This is a genomic window from Pseudomonas sp. Marseille-Q7302 (genome assembly GCF_965111925.1).
Map to the genome: position 1 here is coordinate 2,188,531 of NZ_CBCOPK010000001.1, position 25,666 is coordinate 2,214,196.

At 65.9% G+C, this 25,666-nt stretch carries 24 protein-coding genes; 14 read left to right on the top strand and 10 right to left on the bottom strand.

Annotated features, from left to right (window positions below; all coding sequences use genetic code 11):
* Window positions 1-94 precede the first annotated feature (94 nt).
* Complete coding sequence (locus ACWPW1_RS10310) at window positions 95-697, top strand: class I SAM-dependent methyltransferase (RefSeq protein ID WP_271654653.1); 603 nt, start codon at window positions 95-97, stop codon at window positions 695-697.
* 15 nt (window positions 698-712) lie between these two features.
* Here ACWPW1_RS10310 and ACWPW1_RS10315 read toward each other — a convergent pair whose 3' ends face one another.
* Together ACWPW1_RS10315 and ACWPW1_RS10320 are read right to left on the bottom strand one after the other, a co-directional pair.
* Window positions 713-1,498 (bottom strand): MetQ/NlpA family ABC transporter substrate-binding protein, encoded by a 786-nt coding sequence (locus tag ACWPW1_RS10315; RefSeq protein ID WP_454252893.1) that lies wholly within the window; start codon window positions 1,496-1,498, stop codon window positions 713-715.
* 17 nt (window positions 1,499-1,515) lie between these two features.
* Window positions 1,516-2,883 (bottom strand): LLM class flavin-dependent oxidoreductase, encoded by a 1,368-nt coding sequence (locus tag ACWPW1_RS10320; RefSeq protein ID WP_454252894.1) that lies wholly within the window; start codon window positions 2,881-2,883, stop codon window positions 1,516-1,518.
* 269 nt (window positions 2,884-3,152) lie between these two features.
* On the opposite strand from ACWPW1_RS10320, the gene ACWPW1_RS10325 reads away from it, so the two are divergent.
* The 7 genes from ACWPW1_RS10325 to ACWPW1_RS10355 all read left to right on the top strand — a co-directional run bounded on the left by ACWPW1_RS10325 (window position 3,153) and on the right by ACWPW1_RS10355 (window position 9,638).
* Entirely contained in the window at window positions 3,153-3,824 is a 672-nt protein-coding gene (locus ACWPW1_RS10325) for an ABC transporter substrate-binding protein (protein ID WP_454253911.1), read from the top strand.
* A gap of 481 nt (window positions 3,825-4,305) precedes the next feature.
* Window positions 4,306-5,676, top strand: a complete 1,371-nt coding sequence (locus ACWPW1_RS10330; RefSeq protein ID WP_454252895.1) for an NAD-dependent succinate-semialdehyde dehydrogenase — start codon at window positions 4,306-4,308, stop codon at window positions 5,674-5,676.
* Between the two features lie 15 nt (window positions 5,677-5,691).
* Window positions 5,692-6,105 carry a cupin domain-containing protein gene (locus tag ACWPW1_RS10335; RefSeq protein WP_059314599.1) on the top strand — a complete coding sequence of 138 codons (414 nt, stop codon included), beginning with the start codon at window positions 5,692-5,694 and terminating at the stop codon, window positions 6,103-6,105.
* Between the two features lie 15 nt (window positions 6,106-6,120).
* On the top strand, window positions 6,121-6,306 hold the full coding sequence (locus ACWPW1_RS10340; protein ID WP_059314600.1) for a tautomerase family protein: 186 nt from the start codon (window positions 6,121-6,123) through the stop codon (window positions 6,304-6,306).
* Between the two features lie 155 nt (window positions 6,307-6,461).
* Window positions 6,462-7,505 (top strand): beta-propeller fold lactonase family protein, encoded by a 1,044-nt coding sequence (locus ACWPW1_RS10345; RefSeq protein WP_434776411.1) that lies wholly within the window; start codon window positions 6,462-6,464, stop codon window positions 7,503-7,505.
* A gap of 63 nt (window positions 7,506-7,568) precedes the next feature.
* Window positions 7,569-8,885, top strand: coding sequence for an MFS transporter (locus ACWPW1_RS10350; protein ID WP_434776412.1), 1,317 nt, complete (start codon window positions 7,569-7,571; stop codon window positions 8,883-8,885).
* Between the two features lie 18 nt (window positions 8,886-8,903).
* Window positions 8,904-9,638, top strand: coding sequence for a transporter substrate-binding domain-containing protein (locus tag ACWPW1_RS10355; RefSeq protein ID WP_434776413.1), 735 nt, complete (start codon window positions 8,904-8,906; stop codon window positions 9,636-9,638).
* Window positions 9,639-9,728: 90 nt separating this feature from the next.
* On the opposite strand, the gene ACWPW1_RS10360 is transcribed toward ACWPW1_RS10355, so the two are convergent.
* From ACWPW1_RS10360 to acnA, 8 genes are all read right to left on the bottom strand, one after another.
* Window positions 9,729-10,790, bottom strand: coding sequence for an AbrB family transcriptional regulator (locus tag ACWPW1_RS10360; RefSeq protein WP_434776414.1), 1,062 nt, complete (start codon window positions 10,788-10,790; stop codon window positions 9,729-9,731).
* A gap of 29 nt (window positions 10,791-10,819) precedes the next feature.
* A complete protein-coding gene (locus ACWPW1_RS10365; RefSeq protein ID WP_059314605.1) occupies window positions 10,820-11,716 on the bottom strand; it encodes a LysR family transcriptional regulator in 897 nt (298 codons plus the stop codon).
* Window positions 11,717-11,734: 18 nt separating this feature from the next.
* Window positions 11,735-13,006 (bottom strand): 3-oxo-tetronate kinase, encoded by a 1,272-nt coding sequence (gene otnK / locus ACWPW1_RS10370; protein ID WP_434776415.1) that lies wholly within the window; start codon window positions 13,004-13,006, stop codon window positions 11,735-11,737.
* A 67-nt stretch (window positions 13,007-13,073) separates the two neighbouring features.
* A complete protein-coding gene (locus ACWPW1_RS10375) occupies window positions 13,074-14,144 on the bottom strand; it encodes an isocitrate/isopropylmalate dehydrogenase family protein (RefSeq protein ID WP_059232449.1) in 1,071 nt (356 codons plus the stop codon).
* A gap of 225 nt (window positions 14,145-14,369) precedes the next feature.
* Entirely contained in the window at window positions 14,370-15,290 is a 921-nt protein-coding gene (locus ACWPW1_RS10380) for a GntR family transcriptional regulator (RefSeq protein WP_059314608.1), read from the bottom strand.
* Between the two features lie 140 nt (window positions 15,291-15,430).
* Window positions 15,431-16,768: a citrate:proton symporter gene (locus ACWPW1_RS10385; RefSeq protein ID WP_434776416.1), complete on the bottom strand. Its 1,338-nt coding sequence runs from the start codon at window positions 16,766-16,768 to the stop codon at window positions 15,431-15,433.
* Between the two features lie 69 nt (window positions 16,769-16,837).
* Entirely contained in the window at window positions 16,838-17,581 is a 744-nt protein-coding gene (phbB, locus tag ACWPW1_RS10390; RefSeq protein ID WP_454252896.1) for an acetoacetyl-CoA reductase, read from the bottom strand.
* A 152-nt stretch (window positions 17,582-17,733) separates the two neighbouring features.
* Window positions 17,734-20,424, bottom strand: a complete 2,691-nt coding sequence (acnA, locus tag ACWPW1_RS10395) for an aconitate hydratase AcnA (RefSeq protein ID WP_434776417.1) — start codon at window positions 20,422-20,424, stop codon at window positions 17,734-17,736.
* A 230-nt stretch (window positions 20,425-20,654) separates the two neighbouring features.
* Between acnA and ACWPW1_RS10400 the strand changes: the two genes are divergently transcribed.
* The 6 genes from ACWPW1_RS10400 (at window position 20,655) to ACWPW1_RS10425 (ending at window position 25,661) form a co-directional block, all read left to right on the top strand.
* Entirely contained in the window at window positions 20,655-21,338 is a 684-nt protein-coding gene (locus ACWPW1_RS10400) for a YjbE family putative metal transport protein (protein WP_434776418.1), read from the top strand.
* Window positions 21,339-21,368: 30 nt separating this feature from the next.
* A complete protein-coding gene (gene rraA, locus ACWPW1_RS10405) occupies window positions 21,369-21,842 on the top strand; it encodes a ribonuclease E activity regulator RraA (protein WP_059314613.1) in 474 nt (157 codons plus the stop codon).
* A gap of 57 nt (window positions 21,843-21,899) precedes the next feature.
* Window positions 21,900-22,565 carry an aspartate/glutamate racemase family protein gene (locus ACWPW1_RS10410; protein ID WP_434776419.1) on the top strand — a complete coding sequence of 222 codons (666 nt, stop codon included), beginning with the start codon at window positions 21,900-21,902 and terminating at the stop codon, window positions 22,563-22,565.
* 140 nt (window positions 22,566-22,705) lie between these two features.
* Window positions 22,706-23,713: an ABC transporter substrate-binding protein gene (locus ACWPW1_RS10415; protein ID WP_434776420.1), complete on the top strand. Its 1,008-nt coding sequence runs from the start codon at window positions 22,706-22,708 to the stop codon at window positions 23,711-23,713.
* 26 nt (window positions 23,714-23,739) lie between these two features.
* A complete protein-coding gene (locus ACWPW1_RS10420) occupies window positions 23,740-24,621 on the top strand; it encodes a TauD/TfdA family dioxygenase (RefSeq protein ID WP_434776421.1) in 882 nt (293 codons plus the stop codon).
* 158 nt (window positions 24,622-24,779) lie between these two features.
* Complete coding sequence (locus tag ACWPW1_RS10425; protein WP_434776422.1) at window positions 24,780-25,661, top strand: ATP-binding cassette domain-containing protein; 882 nt, start codon at window positions 24,780-24,782, stop codon at window positions 25,659-25,661.
* The last annotated feature ends 5 nt before the right edge of the window (window positions 25,662-25,666 follow it).

Below are 25,666 nucleotides of genomic sequence, written 5' to 3' on the forward strand. Positions count from 1 at the left end.
AAAATTGCCAGGTGAAAGGGCCGATGCGAGAAGCAGGGCCCTTTCGCCGGGAGCAGGCTGGGCTAAGCTCCTGGGATAGCCAGGGAGCCCGACCTTGAACAAGACCTCCTACAACGCCATTGCCGACACCTTCCGCCAGGCCAGGATCAGCCTTAGAGACGACGAGCGGCGCTATCTCGCGTTGCTGCTGGAGAATCTGGCACCCGGTGCCACCGTGCTTGATCTGGGCTGCGGCACAGGCACGCCGGTCGCCGCTGCCATCCTGGCCGAGGGACATCGCGTGCTCGGTGTCGATCAGGCCGCCGCCATGCTGGCTCATGCGCGACGGGAATTCCCCAAGCAGCGCTGGATCGAGGCGCGCCTGGAAAACTACGCCTGCGCCGAACCCTACCAGGGCGCGCTGCTCTGGGATTCGCTGTTCCACCTGGAGCGCCGCTGGCACGGGCCCGTCCTGGCGCGAGTGATCGCCGGGCTGCCAGCGGGCGGGCGACTGATGCTGACGGCGGGCGGTTCGGGGAGTGAAGCCTTCGTCGATACCATGTTCGAACAGCCGTTCTTCTACGATTCCCATCCGCCGGAGGTGCTGCGGGGCCTCCTGCTGGAGCAGGGCGTGCGCATCCTCGTCGACGAATTCATGGACCTGCCCGATGGCGGCAGGAACCGCGGACGCTGCGCCTTCGTCGTCGAAAAACCTTGATCGGGCCCGCGAGCGCTACTCCTTCCAGCCTGGCTGGTACAGGGTGCCGTAGGCCTGGTCCAGCGCGGCGCGTACCTTAGGCGAGTGCTGGTAGAGATCGATCAGCTTGGCCAGGCGCGGGTCGTCCTTGTTGTCCGGACGGGCGACGAACTGGATGACGTACTCGGGATGGTCGAGGCCGTCGAACAACAGCGCCTGGTTGGGATCGAGGGTCTTGGCCAGGCGCAGGTAATGCGGATAGCCCTGGGCCAGGTCGACATCGTCCAGCGAGCGGGCCAACTGCACGGCTTCGAGTTCGATGATCTGGATGTCGCGCGGATTGCCGGTGATGTCGGCAAGCGTCGCGTGGTAGCCGACGCCAGGCTTCAAGGTGATGAAGCCAGCCTTCTCCAGCAGCAAAAGGCCACGGCCGCCATTGATGGCATCGTTGGCGATGGCCACCCGCGCGCCCTTGGGGACTTCCGCCAGGGTGCGGTACTTCTTCGAATAGAGCCCGACGTTGTTGATGATCCCCGGCGCCACCGCCACCAGGTCATAGCCGGCACTGCGCTTGGCGTTCTCCAGGAAGGGGATGTGCTGGTAGTAGTTGGCGTCGATGTCATGGTTGGCGAGGCTGGTGTTGGGGGCGATCCAGTCGCTGAATTCGACGAGCTCGACGTCCACGCCGGCGGCCTTGGCTTCCTGCGCCGCCACTTCCAGGGGCGAGGCGAAGGCGGCGGTGGTGCCAATCTTGAGCGGGGCGGCAAAGGCCGTACCGCTGACGAGGCCGAGGGCGAAAAGCAGGGGTTTCAGGCGGGGCATGGGGTGTCCTTGAGCGTTCAGTCCTGACGGAAGCGGGTGCCGAAGTGCCGGGCATCGAGGCGATCACCGCGCCCGAACAGCTTGTGTCTGAAGCTGCCCTCGGCGTAGGCGGTCTTGTAGCGACCCCGGCTCTGCAGCTCCGGGATCACCAGGTCGATGAAGTCGCTGTAGCACTCGGGAGTAACGGTGCGGGCGAGGTTGAAGCCGTCCAGCCCGGTCTCGTCGATCCACCCGAGCAGGGCATCCGCTACCTGCCGAGGATCACCGACCAGGGTGGTGTAGCGTCCGCCCAGGGCGTGCTGCTCCAGCAGCTTGCGACGGGTCCAGCCGGCGTCCTTGGCCACCAGGCGCTTGAGCGCCGATTCGATGGCCTCGGTCCTTTGCGGGCGGATGGGTTCGTCGAGGCCATAGGCGGCCAAGTCGATGCCCACCGAGGCCGCATGGTGGGCGACCCCGGCCTCGGCGCTGGCATGGTTCAGGTACTCGGCGTGCTTGTCCCGTGCCTCGGCGGCGGTAGGGGCGACGATCACCGTGAGGCCCATGAACAGTTTGACGTCCGCGGCATCGCGGCCCGCCGCGACTGCCGCGCCGCGCACTCGCTCGACCTGGGCGCGGGTGGCGGCCTGGTCCTGCCCTGAAATGAAGACGCACTCGGCATGGCGTCCGGCAAAGGCCAGACCGCGATCCGAGGAGCCGGCCTGGAACAGCACCGGGGTGCGCTGTCGCGAAGGCTCGCAGAGGTGGTAGCCCTCGACGTCGAAGAATTCGCCGTGGTGCACGACCTTGCGCACCCGCTCGGGACGGGCATAGATCCGCTGGACGCGGTCACGGACCACGGCATCGTCGGCCCAGCTGCCTTCGAGCAGCTTGTAGAGCACTTCCAGGTATTCGTCCGCCTGGTCGTAGCGGCGGTCGTGGGCGATCTGGCGCGCCAGGCCCATGGCCCGGGCGGCGCTGTCCAGGTAGCCGGTGACGATGTTCCAGCCGACGCGGCCTTCGCTCAGGTGATCCAGGGTCGAAAGGCGGCGGGCGAAGGGGTAGGGCGGCTCATAGGTGAGATTGGCGGTCAGACCGAACCCCAGGTGCCGGGTGCTGGCGGCCATGGCCGAGACCAGCAGGAAGGGATCGTTGACCGGCAACTGGATGGATTCGCGCAGGGTCAGGTCGACATTGCCGCCGTAGACGTCGTAGACGCCCAGGATGTCGGCGATGAACAGGCCATCGAACAGCCCGCGTTCCAGCAATTGGGCCAGCTCGGTCCAGTAGCCCAGCGTGTGGTAGGCGCTGGAGGTGTCGCGCGGATGGGTCCACAAGCCATGATTGATGTGGCCCACGGTGTTCATGTTGAAGGCGTTGAGCAGTATCTGCTTGGCAGGGGCGGTCATGGGGCGGGCGCCCCTGCGGGGAAAAGAGTCCGGAGCTCAGCCATGGGATCCTCGGGTTCAAGGCGAAAGGAGAGATCCGGTGGTCCGGTGGTTATACGTTAGCTTCAAGATATACAGGGCTTTAAATAGCCTTTCGGAATAACGTTAAGGCCTTCGCAAGCGTAGCGCGCTCCTCTAACCAAATTCCAAATCGGTATTAAGCTGACCTTTGCTTATTGCTTATCGTGGCGGCCATCTATTCGCCGCCCGCTGAGGAATTCATGGCCGCTATCCGCTTTCCGTTCAGCGCAGGTCTCCGCCGGGGACTGCTCGCCCTGGGTCTGCTGGGACTCGCCTGCGCCGCCCAGGCCGAGACCAGCCTGCGCATCGGCTACCAGAAATCCTCCACCCTGCTGGTGCTGCTCAAGGAGCAGGGCACCCTGCAACGCGACCTGGCGGCCCAGGGCATCACCCTCAGCTGGCACGAATTCTCCAGCGGCCTGCCGCTGCTGGAAGCGCTCAATGTCGGCAACGTGGATCTCTCAGCCGACGTCGCCGACACCGTGCCGGTGTTCGCCCAGGCGGCGGGTGCCAAACTCACCTATTTCGCCCGGGAAACGCCATCGCCCCATGCCCAGGCCATCCTGGTACCGGAGGGCTCGCCGCTGCAGAGCCTCGCCGATCTCAAGAGTAAGCGCATCGCCGTGACCAAGGCCGCTGGTAGTCACTACCTGCTGATCGCCGCCCTGCAGAAGGCCGGCCTGGGCTTCTCCGACATCCAGCCGGCCTATCTCACCCCGGCGGACGGTCGTGCCGCTGTCCAGCCGGTCAGCCGCGCGGCCCTGGACGAGCAGCAGCGCATCGCCGACGCCTTCCATGCCGCCACGCTGCTGCCTGCCCCCGTGGACGCCGGCGCAGTGGACCTGTGGTGCCCTACCGTGCCCCGACCGAAGGCTAGCTGATTAGGTTGTCATGCGGTACGAGGCCACGCTACGCCACGCCGTGTGACTTGCCCTGCTAAGCCAGGCGCTCCATCCAAGGAACTTCACCCGAACCACGCCCAGGTGCGCCCGCCCGCCTGGCGCCGGGTGGTGAGCGCTTGCGCGTCCGGCGAGGCTTCACCGTCGCCTTACCCCATTCCGCCACGGCCTGCGCGGAGCTGCGACGACTGACGGCGCTGGGCTCGCGCCTGGAGGAGCTGGGCCATGAGTCGAATTGCTGTTCCGATTCATTCGCCGTCCCGTAGAAACCCGGTACCTCTTCCACCAAGGTTTGCTGCCGCTTGCTCGGTTAATCACATTGGTATAACGTAATAACAAAGTACCAATGAGTGATGGGGGTGACGCGGTTTTTGGCGTGCGCCAGACAGTACAGTGACTGCGCTGTTCAGAAGTCGCACCTATCATTGTCTTTTGTTAAAATAAAAAACAAATGGAGTCGCTCATGATTGAAGTCGTCAACCCCGCTACCGGGACCGCCATCGCGACCTACTACACCCATACCCGGGCACAGGTCGAAGAGCGCCTGGTCCAGGCCGATGTGGCGCAGCGGCAGTGGGCGGAGTGTCCGCTGACCGAGCGCTGTGCGGCCCTCGTCCGCCTGGCAGCCGTCTTGCGGGCCGGTCGCGACACCTATGCCCGGCTCATCGTCGGCGAGATGGGCAAGCCGCTGGTGGAAGCCGAGGCGGAAATCGAGAAGTCCGCGCTCACCTGCGAGTTCTACGCTGAGCAGGCACCGTGCTTTCTCGGCGATACCCCCGTGGCGAGCGCCGCAGCTGATAGCCGGGTGGTCTACGATCCGCTCGGCGTAGTGCTCGCAGTGATGCCCTGGAATTACCCCTTCTGGCAGTTCATCCGCTTCGCCGCGCCAGCTCTGGCGGCCGGCAATGGTGCCATCCTCAAGCACGCCAGCAATGTCCCGGGCTGCGCGCTGGCGTTGGAGCAGGCGTTCGCCAAGGCCGACCTGCCCTTGGGCCTGGTGGCCACGCTGCTGATCGAGGCGAGGGAGGTGGCAGGAGTGCTGGCGGATCCGCGCATCGCCGCCGTTACCCTGACCGGTTCCACCGCGGTCGGCCAGCAGGTGGCCAGCCAGGCCGGCTCCCTGATGAAAAAGCAGGTGCTGGAACTGGGCGGCTCGGACCCCTTCATCGTGCTGGCCGATGCCGACGTGGCCCTGGCCGCACAGACCGCGGTCAAGGCGCGCTTTGGCAACGCCGGTCAGAGCTGCATTTCCGCCAAGCGTTTCATCGTCGTCGACGCGGTGGCTGACGCCTTCACCGAGGCCTTCGCGACAGCGGCCGCGGCCCTGCGGCTGGGCGATCCGCTGGATCGTGCCACCCAGATCGGTCCGCTGGCCCGCGCCAGTCTGCGCGAGGACCTGCAGCGCCAGGTGACGCTCAGCCTCGTCGAGGGGGCGCGGCTGGTGCTGGGCGGCACGCCGCTCCCCGGGCCGGGTTTCTTCTATCCGCCCACCGTGCTCGACCGGGTGACCCCGGAGATGACCGTGGCCCGCGAAGAGACCTTCGGGCCGGTGGCCGCGATCATCCGGGTAGCGGACGAAGACGAGGCGATCCGCGTCGCCAATGCCAGCGAGTTCGGTCTGGGTGCGGCCCTCTGGACCCGCGATCTGGCGCGGGCCCAGCGCCTCGCCCGGCGTATCGAGGCGGGCGCGGTGTTCATCAATGCGCTGGTGGCTTCCGATCCACGGGTGCCCTTCGGTGGCATCAAGCAGTCCGGCTATGGCCGAGAGCTGGGCGAATGGGGCATCCGCGAATTCACCAACGTCAAGACCGTCTGGCAGGGCGCCCAGTCCTGACCCAAGGAGACTTTCATGATCAAGACCGATTCCGCCGCCTGGCTGCTCAAGCCCGAGACCATCGCCAAGCACGACCGCGGCGGTGGCGCCGCCACCATGCCGCTGGTGACCGCGGGCCTGGGGGCGCGCAATTTCATCAACGGCTACACCGAATTCCAGGGTGGAGCGCAGATTCCCTTCCATTACCACAATTGCGAAGAGAGCGTGATGCTGGTGGAGGGCCGGGCGATCTTCGATATCGACGGCCAGGAGTTCACCGTCGCGCCTCAGGACGTGACCTACATCCCGGCTGGCGTGCCTCATCGCTTTCGCAATGCCTCGGCCACCGAGCCCATGAAGATCCTCTGGATCTATGGCTCTGCTGAGGCCACACGCACCCTGGTGGAAACGGGCGAAACGCGCCCGATCGCCGCCGAACACCGTACCTAGTTCCAGGAGCTACTCATGCCGGAAGTCGTCGTTCATGCGGTCAAGGGCCGCAGTGCCGAACAGAAGAAACTGCTGATGAAACGCATCACCGAGGCGGTGGTGGATAGCTTCGGCGTACCCGCTGACCGGGTAGTGGTACAGATCGTCGAGGCCGAGCCGGAAGACAAGGCCCGCGGCGGCGTGCCCTACAGCGAGCGCTGAGACGGGCGCTGGCGAGCGTTCGCCAGGCGCGAACGCCTCGTTGGCCAAAGGTCAATTTTCGCTGGGCAGCAGGTTGCCTAAGGTGGCGCAAGCGGGTCGGACGGTCGCCTTGGCGCGGACGTCGGACCCTTCCAGTCGGTGCCAGGAGAGCCCCTATGTACGCCTATGTCGGCAGCCGAACCACCCGTGCCCGCCAGGCCCGCGGGGAGGGCATCAGCGTTTACCGGGTCACGCCCGCAGGCGCGCTGGAACTCGTCCAGGTGGTCGGTGACCTGATCAATCCGTCCTACCTGACCCTCAATCGGGCGGGTGACCGTCTCTATACGGTGCATGGCGACGAGCAGGCGGTCAGCGCCTTCGCCGTCGACCGCCAGACCGGGCATCTGGCCTTCCTCAATCGGCAGGACACCGGCGGCCGCAATCCGGTCCACCTGGCACTGGCCCCGGATGATCGCCATCTGGTGGTGAGCAATCACCTTGGCCGCAGTCTCGCCGTTCTGCCGGTATCGGCGGATGGCCGCCTGGAACCTCTGGTCCAGCTGCTGGAGTTGCAGGGCGAACCCGGGTCGCACCGCCAGGAACAGCCCCATGCCAAGCCGCACTGCAATCCTTTCGATCCCAGTGGCCGCTTCGTACTGGTGCCGGACAAGGGACTGGACCGGATCTTCAGCTTCGCCTTTCACGACGGACGCCTGGTGCCGGTGGCCGAGGTGGCGACCCGCGAGGGCGCGGGGCCGCGGCATCTGATCTGCCATCCGCACCTGCCGCGGGCCTATGTGGTCAACGAGCTGGACTCGACCCTCACCACCTACGACTACGACGCCAGCTCCGGTGCCCTTGATCCCCTTACCATCCACGCTACGCTGCCGGCCAGCTTCACCGGCAATAGCCGGGCGGCGGCCATTGCGGTTGATCGCGCGGGGCGGCTGCTATACACCTCCAACCGTGGTCACGACAGCCTGATGGTCTTCACGCTGGATCCCCAGAGCGGGTTGCCAACGCCGCTCGGCAGCCTGGCGAGCGGGGGCCGCACGCCCCGCGCCTTCGCCCTGGCGCCGGATGGCCGCCAGTTGTTCGCCCTCAACGAAGACAGCGACAGCATCGTCACCTTCCTGGTCGACGAGACCCGGGGAATCCTCGAACCCACCGGCACGGCGGTGCGCTGCGGCAGCCCGGTGTGCCTGGTCTTCAGCCGCTGAAGATCGCCGCCGCATCCTACAACAACAAGATCGGCCGCCTCGTCGCGGCCCTGTGAGGCCATCATGAACACCACCCCCGTGAGCCGGGAGCAGGCCATCATCCGCAAGGTGACCTGGCGCATCATCCCCTTCGTCTTCCTGCTCTACATCGTCTCCTACCTGGATCGGGCCAACATCGGCTACGCGGCGTTGCAGATGAACGCCGAGCTGGCGCTGTCCAGCGAAGTCTTCGGCTTCGTCTCGGGTATCTTCTTCATCGGCTACTTCCTGTTCGAGGTGCCGAGCAACCTCTTGCTCGAACGCTTTGGCGCGCGGGTATGGATCGCGCGCATCCTGGTCACCTGGGGCGTGATCGCCGCGGCCACGGCCTTCGCCCAGACCGCCATGCACCTTTATGTCCTGCGCTTCCTGCTAGGTGTCGCGGAGGCGGGTTTCTTCCCCGGCATCATCGTCTACCTGACCTACTGGTTTCGCTCCCGCGAGCTGGCCACCACGGTGGCGCTCTTCACCGCGGCGATCCCGGTGTCCTACATCATCGGTGCGCCGCTCTCGACCTGGATCATGGACAACGTGCACTGGCTGGGCTGGAGCGGTTGGCGCTGGATGCTGTTTCTCGAAGGCATCCCGGCGGTGTTCCTCGGAGTGCTGTGCTATCTCTACCTCACCGATCGGCCCGAACAGGCACGCTGGCTGGCAGATGAAGAAAAGGTCTGGCTGCTCGCCGAGCTGGAGCGTGATCGCCAGGCGCGCAAGGACGTCAGGCATTTCGGCGCACTCAAGGCCATGAGCAATCCCAAGGTGCTCTACCTGGCCTTCATCTACTTCGTCTACCAGTGCGGCAGCCTAGGTGTGGGTTACTGGATGCCGCAGATCATAAAGGGCTTCTCATCCGCGCTGAGCCATACCCAGATCGGTCTGATCGCCACCATTCCCTATATCGTCGCCACCCTGGTGATGATCGCCTGGTCGCGACGTTCGGATCGCCACGGCGAACGGCGTCTGCACTCGGCCTTACCGCTGGCGGTCGCGGCGGTGGCGCTGGTGGGGGCCGGACTGGTGCGCGATCCCTACCTGGCGATCGGCCTGATCAGCCTGGCGCTGGCCGGTCTGTACAGCTTCAAGTCGCCGTTCTGGGCATTGCCGACGCTGTTTCTCAGCCGCTCCACGGCCGCGGTATCCATCGCCGTGATCAATTCCATTGGCAACCTGGGCGGCTTTGTCGGACCCTTCATGATCGGTATGGTGAAGGGCAATACCCAGAGCGCCTCGGCGGGCCTGCTGTTTCTCAGTGCGCTGCTGGCGATCGCCTTCATCATGACCCTGCTGATCCGTCTCGACCGTGGCGACGACGATACCCGTGCCGCTGCCGCCACCACCTGACCTCCAAGGAGTTCTCCCATGACCCCCAGCTCAGCGGTACTCGCGGACCTCGCCCCCCAGGGCGCGCTACGCACGGCGATCAACTACGGCAATCCGGTGCTGGCGCAGCGCGGCGCCGATGGCCAGCCGGCCGGCGTCTCTGCGGCTCTGGCCCGCGCCCTGGCCGAGCGCCTGGGCATGCCCGTACAGTTCAGCACCTACGACGCCGCCGGCAAGGTCTTCGCCGCCCTCGAAGAAGACGCCTGGGACCTGGCCTTCCTGGCCATCGAACCGGTACGGGCGGCGCAGATCGACTTCAGCCATCCCTACGTCATCATCGAGGGCACCTATCTGCTGCGGGACGCCGATCCCGCCCAGGGCGTCGCCGAGCTGGACCGGGCCGGCCGCCGTATCGCCGTAGGGCAGGGGGCCGCTTACGACCTCTATCTGAGCCGTACCCTGACCCAGGCCGAGCTGGTGCGGGCGCCGACCTCGGCGGCCGCCGTGGACTGGTTCGTCGACCAAGGCCTGGACGCCGCCGCCGGCGTGCGCCAACCGCTGGAGGCCTATGCGCGGGCTCACGCCGGCTACCGGGTGCTGGCCGACAGCTTCACCGAAATCCGTCAGGCCATGGCCGTGCCAAAGGGGCGCAGCGCCGGCGCGGCCTTCGTCCGAGATTTTCTCGACGAGCAGATCCGCAACGGCTTCGTCGCCCGCGAGCTGGCCGCCAGCGGTCAGTCCGAGGCACGAGTGGGACCGGCACTGGGCAGCTGACAGCATCCGGACCGGGCTGCGGGCAAGGCCGCAGCCCCTCTCCTTGGCGCTCGCCACCCGTCCGGCAGCGCTACGCCGTCGCAGCCGGCGCTATGGCGATTCCCTGGTCACCGGCTCAGCCGAGCGTGCGCACCAGCGCCGATACAGCGGCTCGGCCACTGCCATCACCACCACCAGGCGCAGAATCTGCATGGCGGTAACGGTGCCCACACCCAGCCCCAGGGCCTCCGCCGTCAGGTACATCTCGGTGGTGCTGCCCGGTGTCATGCCCAGGCCCAGGGTGGTGAAGGGCAGGGCGAATACCTGGGCCAGCAGCCGGGCGATCAGGAAGGTGGCGGCCAGGCAGAGCAGGGTGTAGAGGGTTGCCAGCAGCAGAAAGCGCGGCGAGCGGCGAAAGAAGGCGCGGTCGAAGTGGCACCCCAGGGTGACGCCGATGAGCATCTGGGCCAGGTGGCTCAGCGTCGGCGGCAGGCTGGTGACCAGGCCGCTGGAGGCGGTGACTAGGCAGCACAGGGCCAGGGGGCCGAACATCCAGGGATTGGGCCAGCCGCGGCGCTTCCAGGCCAGGGCCGCCACCAGGCCCGCCGCCAGTAGCGGTGCCAGCCAGCGCCAGTCCGGCGGCGGTGGGACATGGGCGGCCTGGGCGATACCCGGTACGCCCCAGAGCATGGCGGGCGGCACCACCAGCACGATGATCACCAGCCGTAGGGTATGGGCGGCGGCGACCTTGGGGGCATCGGCGCCATGGCGTTCGGCCAGATTGATCATCTCGGCGAAGTTGGCTGGCATGAAGGCGAAGAAAGCGGTCTTGCGTTCCGTGCCCAGGCGCTGCACGACGGTGATACCCACCAGCGCCAGCAGTAGCGTGGCAACCGCTGCCAAGGCCATCAGCGGCAGGTGCCTGACGACCTCGGTCAGTACCGCCGGGGTGAAGTGCAGGCCAATGGCCGTGGCGATCAGCCATTGGCCCGCGGGGCGGCCGTGGGGAATGGCGGTGATGCGCCAGCCCAGGCAGCGGCAGAGGGTCACGGCGATCAGGGCGCCGGTGATCCAGGGCAACGGCCAGTGCACCAGGCTGGCGAGCCAGCCGCCGAGCAGGCCGACGAAGGGGGTGGGCCACCAGGGGCGAGGGGCGAAGCGGGAAGTCGACATGGCGTTGTACAGGGATCCGGTTGCAGGGTTCAGGAGCGCAGATGACCGACAAAGGCCTTGGCTACCGGTGACAGCGCGCTATAGCGCCGCACCACTACGACGATGGCGCGGCTGGCCCAGGCTTCGTCCAGTTCCAGGGCCACCAGTTTCATCGGCTTGAGATAGGGCCGCACGATGGACTCGGGAAGTACGCACAGGCCCAGGCGAATCGCCGCCAGCCGGCACATGGCCTCGAAGCTGCTGATGCGCACGCGTTGACGGATGCCGCGCTGGAGCAGCGCTGCCTGGCGCGAGAGCAGAGCGTTCATCGAGCTTTCCACATGGGGGCCGATGAATTCGTGGTCCAGGGTCTCGGCGAAGCTTACCCGGTCACGCCCGGCCAGGGGGTGATCCGCAGCGGCGATCACCACCAGTCGCTCGCGGCGATAGGCGAAGGTCTCCAGGTCCAGGGCGGCGGTATCGGCCGCGACGATGCCCACGTCCGCACGGCCTTCCGCCACCGCCTGGACGATGCTGCCGCCCACCCGCTCCTCGATGTCGAAATCAACCCGCGGATAGAGGCCCATGAAGCTGGCGAGATCGGGGGTCAGGTGGTTGGTCAGCGCCGAGGTGATGGCTTGCAGGCGGATATGGCCGGTGGCGCCGCTGCCGTGCTCGTTGAGCTCCAACTGCATGAGTCGCAGATCGCCATGCACCCGCTCCACATAATGCAGCATGGTCTCGCCGGCCGGGGTGAGTCCCATACCACGGGCGTGCCGAATGAACAGTGGCACCCCGACCTGGTCTTCCAGTTCGCTGATTCTTTTGCTCACGGCGGAGACGGCCAGATGGCAGAGCCGCGCGGCGCGAGTGACGTTGCGCTCCTGTGCCACCGCCCGGAAGACGTTCAGGCTGACCAGGTCGTAGCGTGGCGCAGAGCCGCTCATGAGCGATCCTTGCAAGGGTCAGGGGGCGACGGCCAGGGCCCGTTCGAAGAAGTCCGGCGTGCCGAAATTGCCGGATTTGAGCGCCAGGGCGATGTCCCCCCGGGCGCCGCTGCCCAGCGTCCAGGGTACGCCCGGGGCGATGGGCGCACCGATACGCAGACTGTCAATGGCAAGCGCCTTGACCACTGCGCCCGAGGTCTCACCGCCGGCCACTACCAGCCGGGTCACACCGCATTCGTGCAGGCCCTGGGCGATGCGGGCCAGGGCGTCTTCCACCAACTGGCCGGCGCGCTCCACGCCCAGCTGTGCCTGGGCCCTGCGCACCTCCGCGGGATCGGCGCTGCCATAGATGAGTACTGGCTCGGAAGGCAGCCGCGCTGCGGCCCACTCCAGGGCAGCGCTGACCTGATCCTCGCCTGCGGCCAGGGCCAGCGGATCGAGGCGGAAGCCAGGCCGGTGCTCTAGCCAGAGGGCCACCTGGCCACGGGTCGCGGTGGAACAGCTGCCCGACAGCACGGCAGCCAGACCAGGCGCAGCCGGCAGGGCTGACGCTTCGGCATGGGCGGCCAGCAGACCCCGGCGACGGAAGTTGGCCGGCAGCCCCAGAGCCACGCCGGAACCGCCGGTGACGAGAGGATGATCCGCCACGGCTGCGCCTATGGCATGCAGGTCAGCGTTGTCGATGGCGTCGACGATGGCATGGCGGACGCCCTGCGCCTGGAGGTCGGCCAGAGCCGTGGCAATGGCTGCGCTGCCCTGGCGCACCTGGGGCAGGCGCACCAGGCCCACGGAATGGGACGTCTGCGCCTGCAGCACCCGCACCAGGTTGCTGTCGGTCATGGGTGTCAGCGGATGGTGGCGCATGCCCGACTCGGCCAGGGGCTGGTCGCCGACGAACAGCTGGCCGAGGTAGAGGGTCCGACCGTTTTCGGGGAAGGCGGGGCAGGCGATGCTCAGGTGAGCACCGAGGGCCTCGGCCAGGGCATCGGCGACCGGTCCGATGTTGCCGGCCGCGGTGGAATCGAAGGTGGAACAATACTTGAAGAAGAATTGCCGACATCCCAGCTCGCGCAGATAGGCCAGGGCCGCCAGGGACTGGGCGACCGCTTCGGCAGCGGGCAGGGTACGGGTCTTGAGGGCGACCACCACGGCATCGGCGTCGCTGGGCAGCGGACGGTCCGGCACGCCCAGTACCTGAACGGTGCGCATGCCCTGGGCCACCAGGGTACTGGCGAGGTCGGTACCGCCGGTGAAGTCGTCGGCGATGCAGCCCAGGAGCGGCGTGGCCATGGTGGTTCTCCTTGTTGTTATCCGGGATGACCGGGGCGCGCACGCCCCGGGAGACGCGGGTATGGTCTTAGCCGCGCAGGACTTGGGCCACCGCCTGGCCGAAGGCGGCGCAGCCCAGGCTGCCGCCCAGGTCGGCCGTCCGCTTGGCCGGATCTTCCAGCACCTTGTCCACCGCCTGGTCGATCGCCGCGGCCGCTTCCTGCAGCTTGGCGTTGCCGCGGTGCTCGCCCATCCAGTGCAGCATCATGCCGATGGACAGGATCATCGACACCGGATTGGCCTTGTCCTGGCCGGCGATGTCCGGTGCCGAGCCGTGCTGGGCCTGGGCGCAGCAGTGGATGTTGCTGGCCATGATCGAGCCGGCCAGGCCCAGGCTGCCGGAGAGTTCGCTGGCCAGGTCGCTGATGATGTCGCCATAGAAATTGGTGGCTACCAGCACGTCGAAGCGCTCGGGGTTGCGCACCAGGTGCGCGGTGGAGGCGTCCACCAGCAGGTCGTCCAGCTGCACCTCGGGGAATTCCTTGGCCACGTTGCGCACGCATTCCAGGAACAGGCCATCGGTCATGTGGAAGCTGTTGGCCTTGTGGATGGCAGTGACCTTGCGGCGCCGTTTCATGGCCAGCTCGAAGGCCTGGCGGGCGATGCGCTCGCTGCAGTGGCGGGTGATCTTGCGGGTCGACAGCGCCATGTCCGGGGAGGGCATCACCTCGCCCCAACCGCGGCTCATGTTGCGATCCGGATAGAAGCCTTCGGTGGCCTCGCGCATGATCACCAGGTCCATGCTCTTGCCTTCCTTCATGTTGGAGGCGAGGAACGGGCGGGTGCGTGCCGGGCGCACGTTGGCATAGAGATCGAGGCCGATGCGAAAGCCGGCGGAGACGTTGCGACCGCCTTTCTCCGGTGCCGGGTAGTCGGCGTGGGACTGGGTGCCGAGGATCACGCCATCGTAGGTCTTGGCCTTTTCCAGAGTCTCGTCGCGCAGGGTGATGCCGTGCTTCTCCAGACTGGTGAAGCCGACGTCATCGTAATCGAAGGTCAATCCCAGGCCGAACTTCTCGTTGGCGACGTCCAGCACGGACATCGACGCCTGGATGATTTCGGGACCGATACCGTCGCAGGGCAGGACCAGAATACGCATTGTTTTCTCCTTGTAGATTCTGCAGTGAAGTCGGCCTGGCGGGTGAGCAGGAAGGAGTCACGGCATCGCCAGAACGCTTTGTACTTTATGTCATCTAAAAACAATTCGTGCAACGGGCAGCGGACAAAAAAGCGCGCCTTGTCGCTCGTCGCGACCGTGCGGTTCGGTACCCGAGGCGGGCCCGGGCAAGCGAAGGATGAAAGGGGAGTAGCGCGGGAGCGCGGATCAGGCCGGCTGCTTTTCCGCGTCTTCTTCGGCGGCTTCCAGCTGGCGGTCCTGGGCGGCCTTGAGGCGGCTGACCACGTCCAGGTGCTGGTGCAGGAAGACTGCTGCCTCTTCGCGGCTGCCGCCTTCGAGCAGGTCGAGAATGTGCAGGTGCTCCTGGCTCTGGCCGATCTGCCGCGAGCGCTCGACGTTCGATCTGTAGGCCATGAAGCGGCGCAACTGATTCTGTCGGCGGATGGCTTCGAGCAGGAAGACGTTGCCCGAGCAGCGCACGAGCAATTCGTGGAAGCTGGAGCCGATCTCGAACAACTGCGCGCGAGACAGGGTGAACAGCTCACCGTCCAGCAGCCGCTGCTGCCACTGGCGGGCCTGGGCGAAGGCCCGCTTGTCGATGCGATAGCCCGGTTCGCGCAGGGCGAAGGGCTCGATGGCCATGCGGAAGCGATAGCTTTGGATATGGGCTTCGCTGTCATGCAGGAAGGTATTGATCTCCCACCCCTGGCCAGGGCGGCGTTCGATCATGGCCTCGCTGGCCAGGCGGTTGAGCACCTTGAGCAACTGGCCGCGGGGAATCTGGTAGCGACGCAGCAACTCGGCCTCGAAGAAGCTGTTGCGGATGTCCCCGCGCAGCATGTCGTCCACCACCCGCAGATAGAGCTCCTCGTAGGGATCGTCCTCGCTGGGCAGGGCCGCCTGCTCGATGGTGCTGGCATTACGGGTCAGGAAGAAGCCGCGATTGGGCTCCTTGCGCGCCAGGCCCAGTTCTTCGAGAAGGGCAAAACCGCGGCGCACCGGTGAGCGGGAAACGCCCAGTTCCTTGGCGAAGGCCTCTTCACGCAACGGATCACCGGCTTTCATCGAGCGGGCACGGGCAAGATCGATGATGCGCGGGGCGAGTTGTTCGGCGAGGTCTTTTTTCATCGGGATTCTTCTGGACAACGGATACCGGGTGGTGCGTGCCGGGCAGGACGGCTGGCCGGGTCTGGCGGATAGCCCGACGTTACCATAACCGCGGCTACCCGGAGCGGACGACGGCGCGGAAGGCGCCGTCGCCGAGGCCATCAGGTCGCCGAGTACAGTGGGAACAGGCCCAGTACGATGGAGACGGCCATGAGCAGGAAGCTCAGGGCGAACGCCCATTTCATGGTGTAGCGCTGGTGATCGCTGAACTCTACCCCGGCCAGGCCCACCAGCAGGTAGGTGGACGCTACCAGCGGACTGAGCAGGTGCACCGGCTGCCCGATGAGCGAGGCCCGGCCGATCTCCGCCGCGCCTATGCCGTAGGCCTCGGCGGCATGGGCCAGCACTGGCAGCACGCCGTAGTAGAAGGCGTCGTTGGACATGAAGAAGGTGCCGGGGATGCTCAGCAGCGCGGTGATGGGCGCCAGGTAGTTGCCCCAGCTCTCCGGCAAGGCCCAGAGCAGCGAACCGGACATCGCCTTGACCATGCCGGTCCCGGACAGGATGCCGGCGAAGATACCGGCGGCGATGAAGATCGAGATCTGCGTCAGGGCTGCGGGCGCATGGGCCGAGATGCGGCGGCGCTGTTCGTCCATCTGCCGGTAGTTGATGGTCAGCGCGATGCAGAAGGCGACCATGAACAGGATCGGCAGCGGCAGCAGTTCGATCACGAGGCAGGTCATCAGTGCCAAGGTGAGCAGGGCATTGAACCAGAACAGCTTGGGCCGGCGCAGCTCGGCGTTCTCATCGCTCAAGGTCAGCAGATCACCCATGTCTTCGTCCATGCCCGTCGCGCGTAACGGGTTGCTGCCTGGCGCCACCAGCAGGCCCAGGCGGCGCCGCTCCTGCAGCCCCAGCCAGAAGGCCAGCGCCAATACCCCGATGAAGCTGACGATCATCGGCGGGATCAGCGGAATGAACAGCTGACTGGTTTCCACCTGCAGCGCCGCGGCGACCCGCGCCATGGGACCGCTCCAGGGCAGCAGGTTGGTAACGCTGGCAGCGAGGATGACCACGCAGGGCAGGATCAGTGGATTCAGCCGCAGTCGGCGGAACAGCGGCAGCATGGCGGTCAGGGTGATCATGTAGGTGGTGGAACCGTCACCGTCCAGCGACACCATGCCGGCCAGCAGCGTGGCGAAGAGCACGGCCTTCGCGGGATCGCCTTTGATCAGCTTGATGAAGGTGCGGATGATGGGATCGAACAGCCCGGTGTCGAACATCAGGCCGAAGTAGAGGATGGCAAACATCACCATGATGGCAGTGGGCGCGACCTTGCGCAGACCATCGATCATCATCGGGCCCATTTCGGGAGCGAAGCCGCCGATGATGGCGAAGACGATGGGGATGATGGTCAGGGCCACCAGCGGTGGCAGACGCTTGGTCATGATCAGCGCCATGAAGGTCACGATCATTCCAAAGCCAAGTAAAGAGAGCATCTGTATCTCCTGATTCCAAAATACAACTTTTGTTGTGGTTGTTGTTGTGGTCTGGTGACGGAGCAGCGATCAGCTCATGTGCAGCCCGCCGTTGAGGGAGAAGTCCGCGCCAGTGGCGAAGGCCGATTCGTCCGAGGCCAGCCAGGAACAGATCGAGGCGATCTCTTCCGGGGTACCCAGGCGGCGCATGGGAATCTCGTGAACGATGCGATCCATGAGTTCGGTACGGGTCAGGGCCTTGAGTCGTGGCGTGGCGATGTAGCCGGGCGAGACGGTGTTGACGGTCACCCCGCGCGCTGCCAGTTCCCTGGCCAGCGCCCGGGTGAAGCCACGGATCGCCGACTTGGCGGTGGAGTAGTTGACCTGGCCGACCTGACCGAGCTGGGCGTTGACCGAGGAAATGTTGATGATCCGGCCCCAGCCGCGGGACGTCATGCCGTCGATCACCTGGCGGGTGACGTTGAACAGCGAATTGAGATTGGTATCGATGACGGTCTGCCAGTCGCCCGGCTGCATGTCGCGGAACACCACGTTGCAGGCGGTACCGGCGTTGTTGACCAGCACATCGACCGGACCGACCTCGTCGCGAATCTTGGCGAAGGCGGCGCGGGTGGATTCCCAGTCAGCAACGTTCCCTTCGGCCGCGATGAAATCGAAGCCCAGCTTGCGTTGCTGTGCGAGCCAGTCGGTCTTGAGCGATGAGTCCGGGCCGCAGCCGGCGATGACGGTGAAGCCGTCCCGGGCCAGGCGTTGACAGACGGCGGTACCCAGACCGCCCATTCCGGCGGTGACGAAGGCGATGCGCTCGCTCATGTGTTGCTCTCCTGTTGTCGTTCTTGTCGGGCGTGAGCCGTGTTGGAAGCAAGGTACGTTGAACGTTATTGTCCTGTAAACATACAAGATACAATATTGTGGCTAGGATGCTGCTCCTGTGGCGTGGAAGCAGCATGGATCCGGTGGGTCAGCTAGTCGTCGGCCCGCGCCTCGCTCAGTGCCTTGCGGATGACGTAGGGCAGGATTCCGCCCTGGCGCAGGTAGAGAATCTCCTGGCTGGAATCCAATGGCAGTTCCAGAACGATGCTGTCCTGCCGGCCATCCGGGCGGGTGATGCTCAGGGTGATGGGATTGATACCCACCTGCAGTTCGTCGAGGCCGACGAAATCAAGGCGTTCTTCGCCGCTCAGGGCTAGCGCTTCGACGGTCAGGCCGGCCGGGAAACGGACCGGGAAGATGCCCATTCCGATCAGGTTGCTGCGGTGGATGCGCTCGAAGCTCTGCGCCACCACCAGCCGAACCCCCAGGGTGGCCTGGGCCTTGGCCGCCCAGTCGCGACTGGAGCCGGCGCCATAGTTGATGCCGGCGAACACCACCAGCGGCGTGCCTTGGCGGACCCAGCTGAGGGCGGCGTCGTACACCGGCAATATCTCGCCGTCGGCTGCCCCCGCCCAGCCGCCCTGGCCCGGATGCGCCGGCAGCAGGCGATTCTTCACCGCGCGGTTGACGAAGGCACCGCGCATCATCACCTCGTGATTGCTGCGCCGGGTGGAGTACTGGTTGAGGTCTTCCGGCAACTCGCCGTGGGCCACCAGCCACTGGCCGGCGGGGCTGTCCAGGGGAATAGCGCTGGCGGGCGAGATATGGTCGGTGGTGATGTTGTCGCCCAGCACCATCAGGGCCCGGGCACCGCGCACGGCCAGCGATGTTGGCGGCTCCGGCGCGATACCTTCCAGATAGACCGGACGCCGCAGGTAGGTCGAGCTGGGCGACCAGGGAAAGCGCACGCTACCCTCGGCCGACAGCGCCTGCCAGTGATGGGTCCCATCCCAGAGGGTGGCGTTGCGCTGGCGGAACAGCTCCGGGCGCACTGTCTCGCGGACCAGCGCCTGGACCTCGTCGTCGTCCGGCATCAAGTCGCGCAGGTGGACCGGCTGACCGGCCTGATCCAGCCCCAGCACGGCCTGTTCGAGATCGACGTCGATACTGCCCGCCAGGGCGTAGGCGACCACCAGGGCCGGTGAGGCGAGGTAACCGAACTGCGCCTTGGGATTGACCCGCCCCTCGAAGTTGCGGTTACCGGACAGCACCACCACTGTCTTCAAGCCCTGGTCGGCGAAGGCCTCCATGTGGGATTCGAACTTGCCCGAGTTGCCGATGCAAGTCATGCAGCCGAAGCCGGCCAGGTCGAAACCGAGGGCCGCGAAGTCGCTCAGCAGATCGGCATCGCGCAGGTAGTCCGCTACCACCCGGGAGCCAGGGGAGAGCGAGGTCTTCACCCAGGGCTTGCGGGTGAGGCCACGTTCGCGCGCCCTTCGCGCCAGGAGACCTGCCTGGATCATCTGGCTCGGGTTGGCAGTGTTGGTGCAGCTGGTGATGGCGGCGATGGAAATGGCGCCATGGGTCAGCGGCTGGCCGAAGCTCGGCTCGAAGTAGTCCGCCGCCGGGGTGGAACGCGCGATCAGACCGACGTCCGCATCGACTGGCACCTCAGCCCGAAAGGAGTCTGCGGCTCTGGCCAGGGGCTGCCACTGGTGCGGCTGGTGCGGACCGGCCACGCTGGGCTCGATACTCGCGAGGTCCAGGTGGATGACCTCTGTGAACTGGGGTTCAGGGTCGTCGTCGTGACGCCAGAGGGTCTGGGCCTCCAGATAAGCGGCGACTCGCTCACGCAGCTCCGGCGTGCGGCCGGTGAGCTCGAGGTACTCCATGGTCACCGTATCGAAGGGGAAGAACACCACGGTCGCCCCGTATTCCGGTGCCATGTTGGACAGGGTGCCGCGTACGGCCCAACTCAGGCCCGACAGGCCCGGTCCGCAGAACTCGACGAACTTGCCTACCACGCCGCGCTGACGCAGCAACTGGGTGACTTTCAAGGAAAGGTCAGTGGCGGTCACCCCCGGACGCAGCGCGTTGGTCACGCGGATACCGATGACCTCGGGAAAGCTAATCGGTACCGGTTCGCCCAGCATGGCCGCCTGGCCTTCCAGACCGCCCACGCCCCAACCGAGGATGCCGATGGCGTTGATCATCGGCGTATGGCTGTCGGTAGCGACCATATCGTCCGGGTGCAGCAGTGGCTGGCCGTCGCTGGTCTCGCTTTCCCAGACCACGGTGCCGAGTGACTCCATGTTGACCTGGTGGATGATGCCGGTGCCCGGTGGGACCACCTTGAAGTTGTCCAAACTCTTCTGCGCCCATTTGATGAACTGGTAACGCTCGGTGTTGCGGCGATAGTCGATGTCCAGATTGGCTTCCACCGCGTCCGGCTCGGCGAAGCGTTCGACGATCACCGAGTGGTCGATGGTGAGCACCGCCGGGATGCGTGGATTCATCCGACTCGGATCACCGCCCAGTTCGGCCACCATGTCGCGCATGCCGGCGAAGTCGGCCAGGGCGGGCAGGCAGGTGGTGTCGTGGAACATCAGGCGGTTGGGTAGGAAGGGCGCTTCACACGGCGGGCCTTCACCACGGGCGCGCGCCAGCACTGGCGGTAGCGCCTCGGGAAAGCAGCGGGCGACGTTTTCCACCAGTAGGCGCAAGGAGTACGGCATGCGCGCCAGGGTGTTGGCGTCGAACAGACGCTTGAGGTCGACATAGGCGTAATGCCGGTCGCCGAGGGTGAGCTGGCCGGCGTGGGCGGAATCCAGGGCAAACTTCATGGGCTATCCGGTCTGATTGGGGAAGGAAGGGACAGGGGCATCCTAGGAGGGCTCGTCAGCCACCGAAATTGGTATCTGGCCAAGGCAGCGTTCTCCGTACACGAACGCAAGGTCTCAGGGCTTGGCAAATATTGTGCTGTGTTGATATAAAAGACAATATTAGCGACCTGAAATCATTGCGGCCCTCTGCTGCCCAAGGGACGTCAGCCCCTAAATAGACGAGGTCCACCTTGCTTACCACCCTGTCCGATCCGATCTTTCTGACCAGCCTGCTCCAGATCGTCATCATCGATATCCTGCTCGGCGGCGACAATGCCGTAGTGATCGCCCTGGCCTGTCGCCGCCTGCCCGAGGCGCAACGACGCAAGGCCATCCTCGGCGGGGTCGCTGGCGCCGTGGTGCTACGTATCCTGCTGCTGTTCGTCGCCAGCTACGTGCTGGGCTGGCCGCTGCTCAAGGTGGTGGGCGGCGTGCTGCTGCTGTGGATCGGCATCAAGCTGCTAGTGCCCGAGGACGACGAGGCCGACGTCAAGGCCGGTACCAGCCTGGGCCAGGCCATCTGGATCATCATGGTGGCCGATGTGGTGATGAGTCTGGACAACGTCATCGCCGTGGCCGGCGCTGCCCAGGGCCATCTGGGCCTGGCCGTCACCGGCGTGCTCATCAGCATCCCCATCATCATCTTCGGTAGCCAGATCATCCTGCGCCTGATGGAGCGCTTCCGCTGGTTGGTCATGGCCGGGGCAGCCCTGCTTGGCTGGATCGCCGGCAAGCTGATCGCCAGTGACGAACTCCTGCAGGGTTGGCTCGGTACCGCCGACATGCACTGGGTTCCCTATGCGGCCGGCGTTCTCGGCGTCTTCATCGTGCTCGTGACTGGTCAGCTGCTGGCACGGCGAACAGTACCGGCCTGATCGATCTTTCGACCACCAAGGAGCACCACCATGACCTTCAAGACCACCGACCTCTGTGACGACCATGGCGACCGCGCGCGCGTCCTGCAGCCGATCTTCCAGGACCTGGGCGGCCGCCAGGACTTCGCCGGGCCGGCGCTGACGGTCAGGTGCTTCGAGGACAACTCGCGGATCAAGGAACTGAGTCAGCAAGCGGGCGAGGGCCGTGTGCTGGTGGTGGATGGCGGTGGTAGCGACCGCTGTGCGCTGCTAGGCGACATCATCGCCGAGGACCTGGTTAAGAACGGCTGGGCCGGCGCCCTCATCTACGGCCACGTCCGTGACAAGGCGGTGCTCGCCGGGCTGCCCCTGGCGGTCAAGGCTTTGGGCGTCTCGCCACGAAAGTCGGTCAAACGCGACGAAGGCCAGATCGGCGAGGCGGTGACCTTCGCCGGGCAGACGATCCGTAGCGGCGATCAGCTCTACGCCGATGCCGACGGCGTGATCGTCCTCGACGTCCGCTAGGCGCCTCTGCGGGCTACCAGCCGCCTTTCGGGCGGCCCTTCCAGGAGCGCTATCGCCATGACCACTGCCAAACGCATCTTTCTGATTCACGCCACCCGCATCGCCATCGAACCCATCAACACCGCCTTCGCCCAGGGCTGGCCCGAGGCGCAGCGCTTCGATCTCTGGGACGACTCGCTGTCGAAGGACGCCAGCACCGCCGGGGGTAGCACGCCGGTGCTTGACCAGCGCATCCAGGACCTCGCCGACCATGCCTTTCGCGGCGAGGCCGACGCCGTGCTCTTTACCTGCTCGGCCTTCTCCAGCGCCATCGAAGCGTGCCAGCGCCGCTATCGACGACCGGTCCTCAAGCCCAACGAGGCCATGGTGCAGGAGGCCCTTGCCCAAGGCGGGCGCATTGCCGCCCTGACCACCTTCGCCCCGGCGGGCGCGGCCATCGTCAGCGACTTCGAGGTCGAGGCACAGCGGCTCGGCCAGGCCGTGAACATCACGCCGATCCTCTGCGAAGGCGCGCTCGAGGCGCTGCATGGGGGTGACCAGGCCCGCCACGACGCCCTCATCGCCACGGCTGCGGGCCGCCTCCGTGGCGACTATGATGTGCTCTGCTTCGCTCAGTTCTCCATGACCGCCGCGCAGGCGGCCAGTGAGATCGCTTGGGCAGGGCCGGTGCTCACCACCCCGGCCAGCGCCGTACGGCGCCTGCGGCAGCTGCTGGAAGGGTAGTGCCGTCGCGGCGGTCGACCTGGATCTTTGCTCATGTGCCGCCGCGCATATGGTTAGACAAATTCCGTCTTTACCAAAAGTTATAACAGCTCATTAGCCTATAACGCTTTCGGGTAGCCAATCGGCACGGAGCGTGGTGGATGAGCAGGATATACAAGGGATTCACAGCGATCCTCGCAGTGGTTGGCGCCCTGGGTTTTGCCGGCCAAGTCGTGGCCGAGGGCAGGATCAGCATTGCCCAGCAATTCGGCATCGGCTATCTGATCCTCGACGTGGTGCGCGATCAGCAGCTGATCGAGAAGCACGGCAAGGCTGCCGGGCTGGACATCCAGGTGGATTGGAACAGCATCTCCGGCGCCACCGCCATGAACGAGGCGCTGCTGGCCGGCTCGCTGGACGTGGTCTCCGCCGGCGTACCGCCGATGCTGACGGTCTGGGATCGCACCCGCGGCCGGCAGAACGTCAAGGCCATCGCCGCCCTGGGCGCCATGCCCAACTACCTGTTGAGCAATCGCGCCGAGGTCATGTCGATCAGAGACCTGACCGACCAGGACCGCATCGCCGTCCCGGCGGCGGGTGTAGGCTTCCAGTCGCGCACCCTGCAGATCGAGACCGCCAAGCTTTTTGGCGACGCCCAGTTCAAGAAATTCGATGCCATCAGCGTGAGTCTGCCGCATCCCGATGCCAGCGCCGCCCTGCTGGCGGGCGGCTCGGAGATCACCACCCATTTCTCCAGTCCGCCGTTCCAGTACCAGGCGCTGGAGAATCCCCGGGTCCATCGCATCCTCAGCAGCTACGACGTCCTCGGCGGTCCGGGCACCTTCAACGTGCTCTACACCACCGAGAAATTCCACGACGGGAATCCCCAGACCTACCGCGCCTTCTATGACGCCCTGGTAGAAGCCGCCGCCTTCATCCGCGCCAACAAGGCCGCGGCCGCGGAAGCCTATATCCGCGTCGAGCATTCCAAGCTGCCGCTGGCCCTGGTGCAGCGCATCGTCGAAGACCCGGAGATCGACTTCACGGTCGAGCCCCAGCGGACCTTCGTCTACGCCCGGAAGCTGCACGAGCTGGGCGTGCTGAAACACCAGGCTGCCGCCTGGCAGGACTATTTCTTCCCCGAAGCCCACGAGCGTCCCGGCAGCTGAGCTGGACCACCAAGGAGAACACTCCAATGACCCTCGCCTCCCCCCGTCCGGCCGCCGACCAAGCCTTCGAGATCCGTCCCTTCGGTAACCTGGGTGCCGAGATCCTCGGCATCGAGCTGGCCCGGCCGCTCAATGCCGAAGACTTCGCCCGCGTCCATCGCGCCCACCTGGATCATCACGTGGTGGTGTTCCGCGACCAGCGCATCACCCCCGAGGAGCAGATCGCCTTCAGCCGCCGCTTTGGTGAATTGCAGATCCATGTGCTCAAGCAATTCCACCTGGCCGGCCATCCGGAAATCCTCACCGTCTCCAACATCATCGAAGACGGCCAGCCCATCGGTCTCGGCGATGCCGGCAAGTTCTGGCACTCGGATCTCTCCTACAAGGAGCTGCCGAGCCTGGGCTCCATGCTGCACGCCCAGGAGTTGCCGGAGGAGGGCGGCGATACCGTCTTCGCCAACATGCACCTGGCCTACGACACCCTGCCGGCGGCCCTCAAGCGTCAGGTCGAGGGTCTGCAGGCCGAGCATTCCTATACCGCCACCTACGCCAAACCCAAGTTCGAGGGCAACTGGCGGCCGACCCTGACCGCCGCGCAACTGGCCGAGGTCAAGGCGGTGGTGCATCCGGTGGTGCGCACCCATCCGGAAAACGGCCGCGAGGCGCTGTTCGTCAGCGAGGGCTTCACCACCCACATCGTCGGCCTGCCGGAAGACGAGAGTCGCGAGCTGCTGGCCGAGCTGCATGCCCACAGCGTCAAGCCCGAGCACCTCTATCGCCACCAGTGGCAGCCCCACGACCTGGTGTTCTGGGACAACCGCTCGCTGCTGCACCTGGCGGCCGGCTGCCCCAATCATCTGCGGCGCAAGCTGTACCGCACCACCATCCAGGGCGATGCACCTTTTTGAAAGCTTGCTCAAAGTCTGCTGCGCGTCGGCCAAACCGCGTTGAAAAGCCCGTCGGAATACTCATTTACCACACGTAAATTCCGCTTCCTCCGGCCTTTTCGCCTCGTTTGGTTCTAGCTCGCAAAACTTTGAGCAACCTTTAAATACCGGAGACGACCATGAACGCTCCTCTCGCTTCCCGTCCGCACCTGACCCTGGCGCAGACCCAGCCGCTGCTGCAGGTGCAGGATCTCGACCTCGAATACCGCACCCGCGAGCGGCGGGTGCGGGCCACGCACCAGGTGTCCTTCGAGGTGCATGGCGCCGACCGTTTCGTGCTGCTCGGCCCGTCCGGCTGCGGCAAGTCCAGCTTGCTCAAGTCGGTGGCGGGCTTCCTGCCGCCGCTGCACGGCGAGATTCGCTTGGAGGGCCAGCCGATCAAGGACCCGGGACCGGATCGCATCGTGGTGTTCCAGGAATTCGACCAGTTGCCGCCGTGGAAGACGGTGCTGGAAAACACCATGTTCCCGCTGCTCGCCAGTCGCCAGGCCAGTCGTGGCGAGGCGCGTGAGCGGGCGCTGCATTACCTCGACAAGGTCGGCCTGACGCGCTTCGTCGATGCCTATCCGCATCATCTCTCCGGTGGCATGAAGCAGCGGGTGGCCATCGCTCGCGCCCTGGCCATGCAGCCCAAGATCCTGCTGATGGACGAACCCTTCGCTGCGCTGGATGCCCTGACCCGGCGCAAGATGCAGGAAGAACTCCTGACGCTCTGGGATGAGGTGCGCTTCACCCTGCTGTTCGTCACCCACTCCATCGAAGAGGCGCTGGTGGTGGGCAATCGCATCCTGCTCCTGTCGCCCCATCCGGGCCGGGTCCGCGCGGAACTCAACTGCCACCAGTTCGGCCTCGAGGACTTCGGCGGCGCCGAATTCCAGAGTACCGCGCTGCGCATCCACAACCTGCTGTTCCCCGACGACGTTCAGACCCTGCCACCGGAGGTCGCCGACGAGCGCCTGCGCCTGCAGCAGGCCATCGTCCAGGGCCGAATTTCCTACTAGTTTCG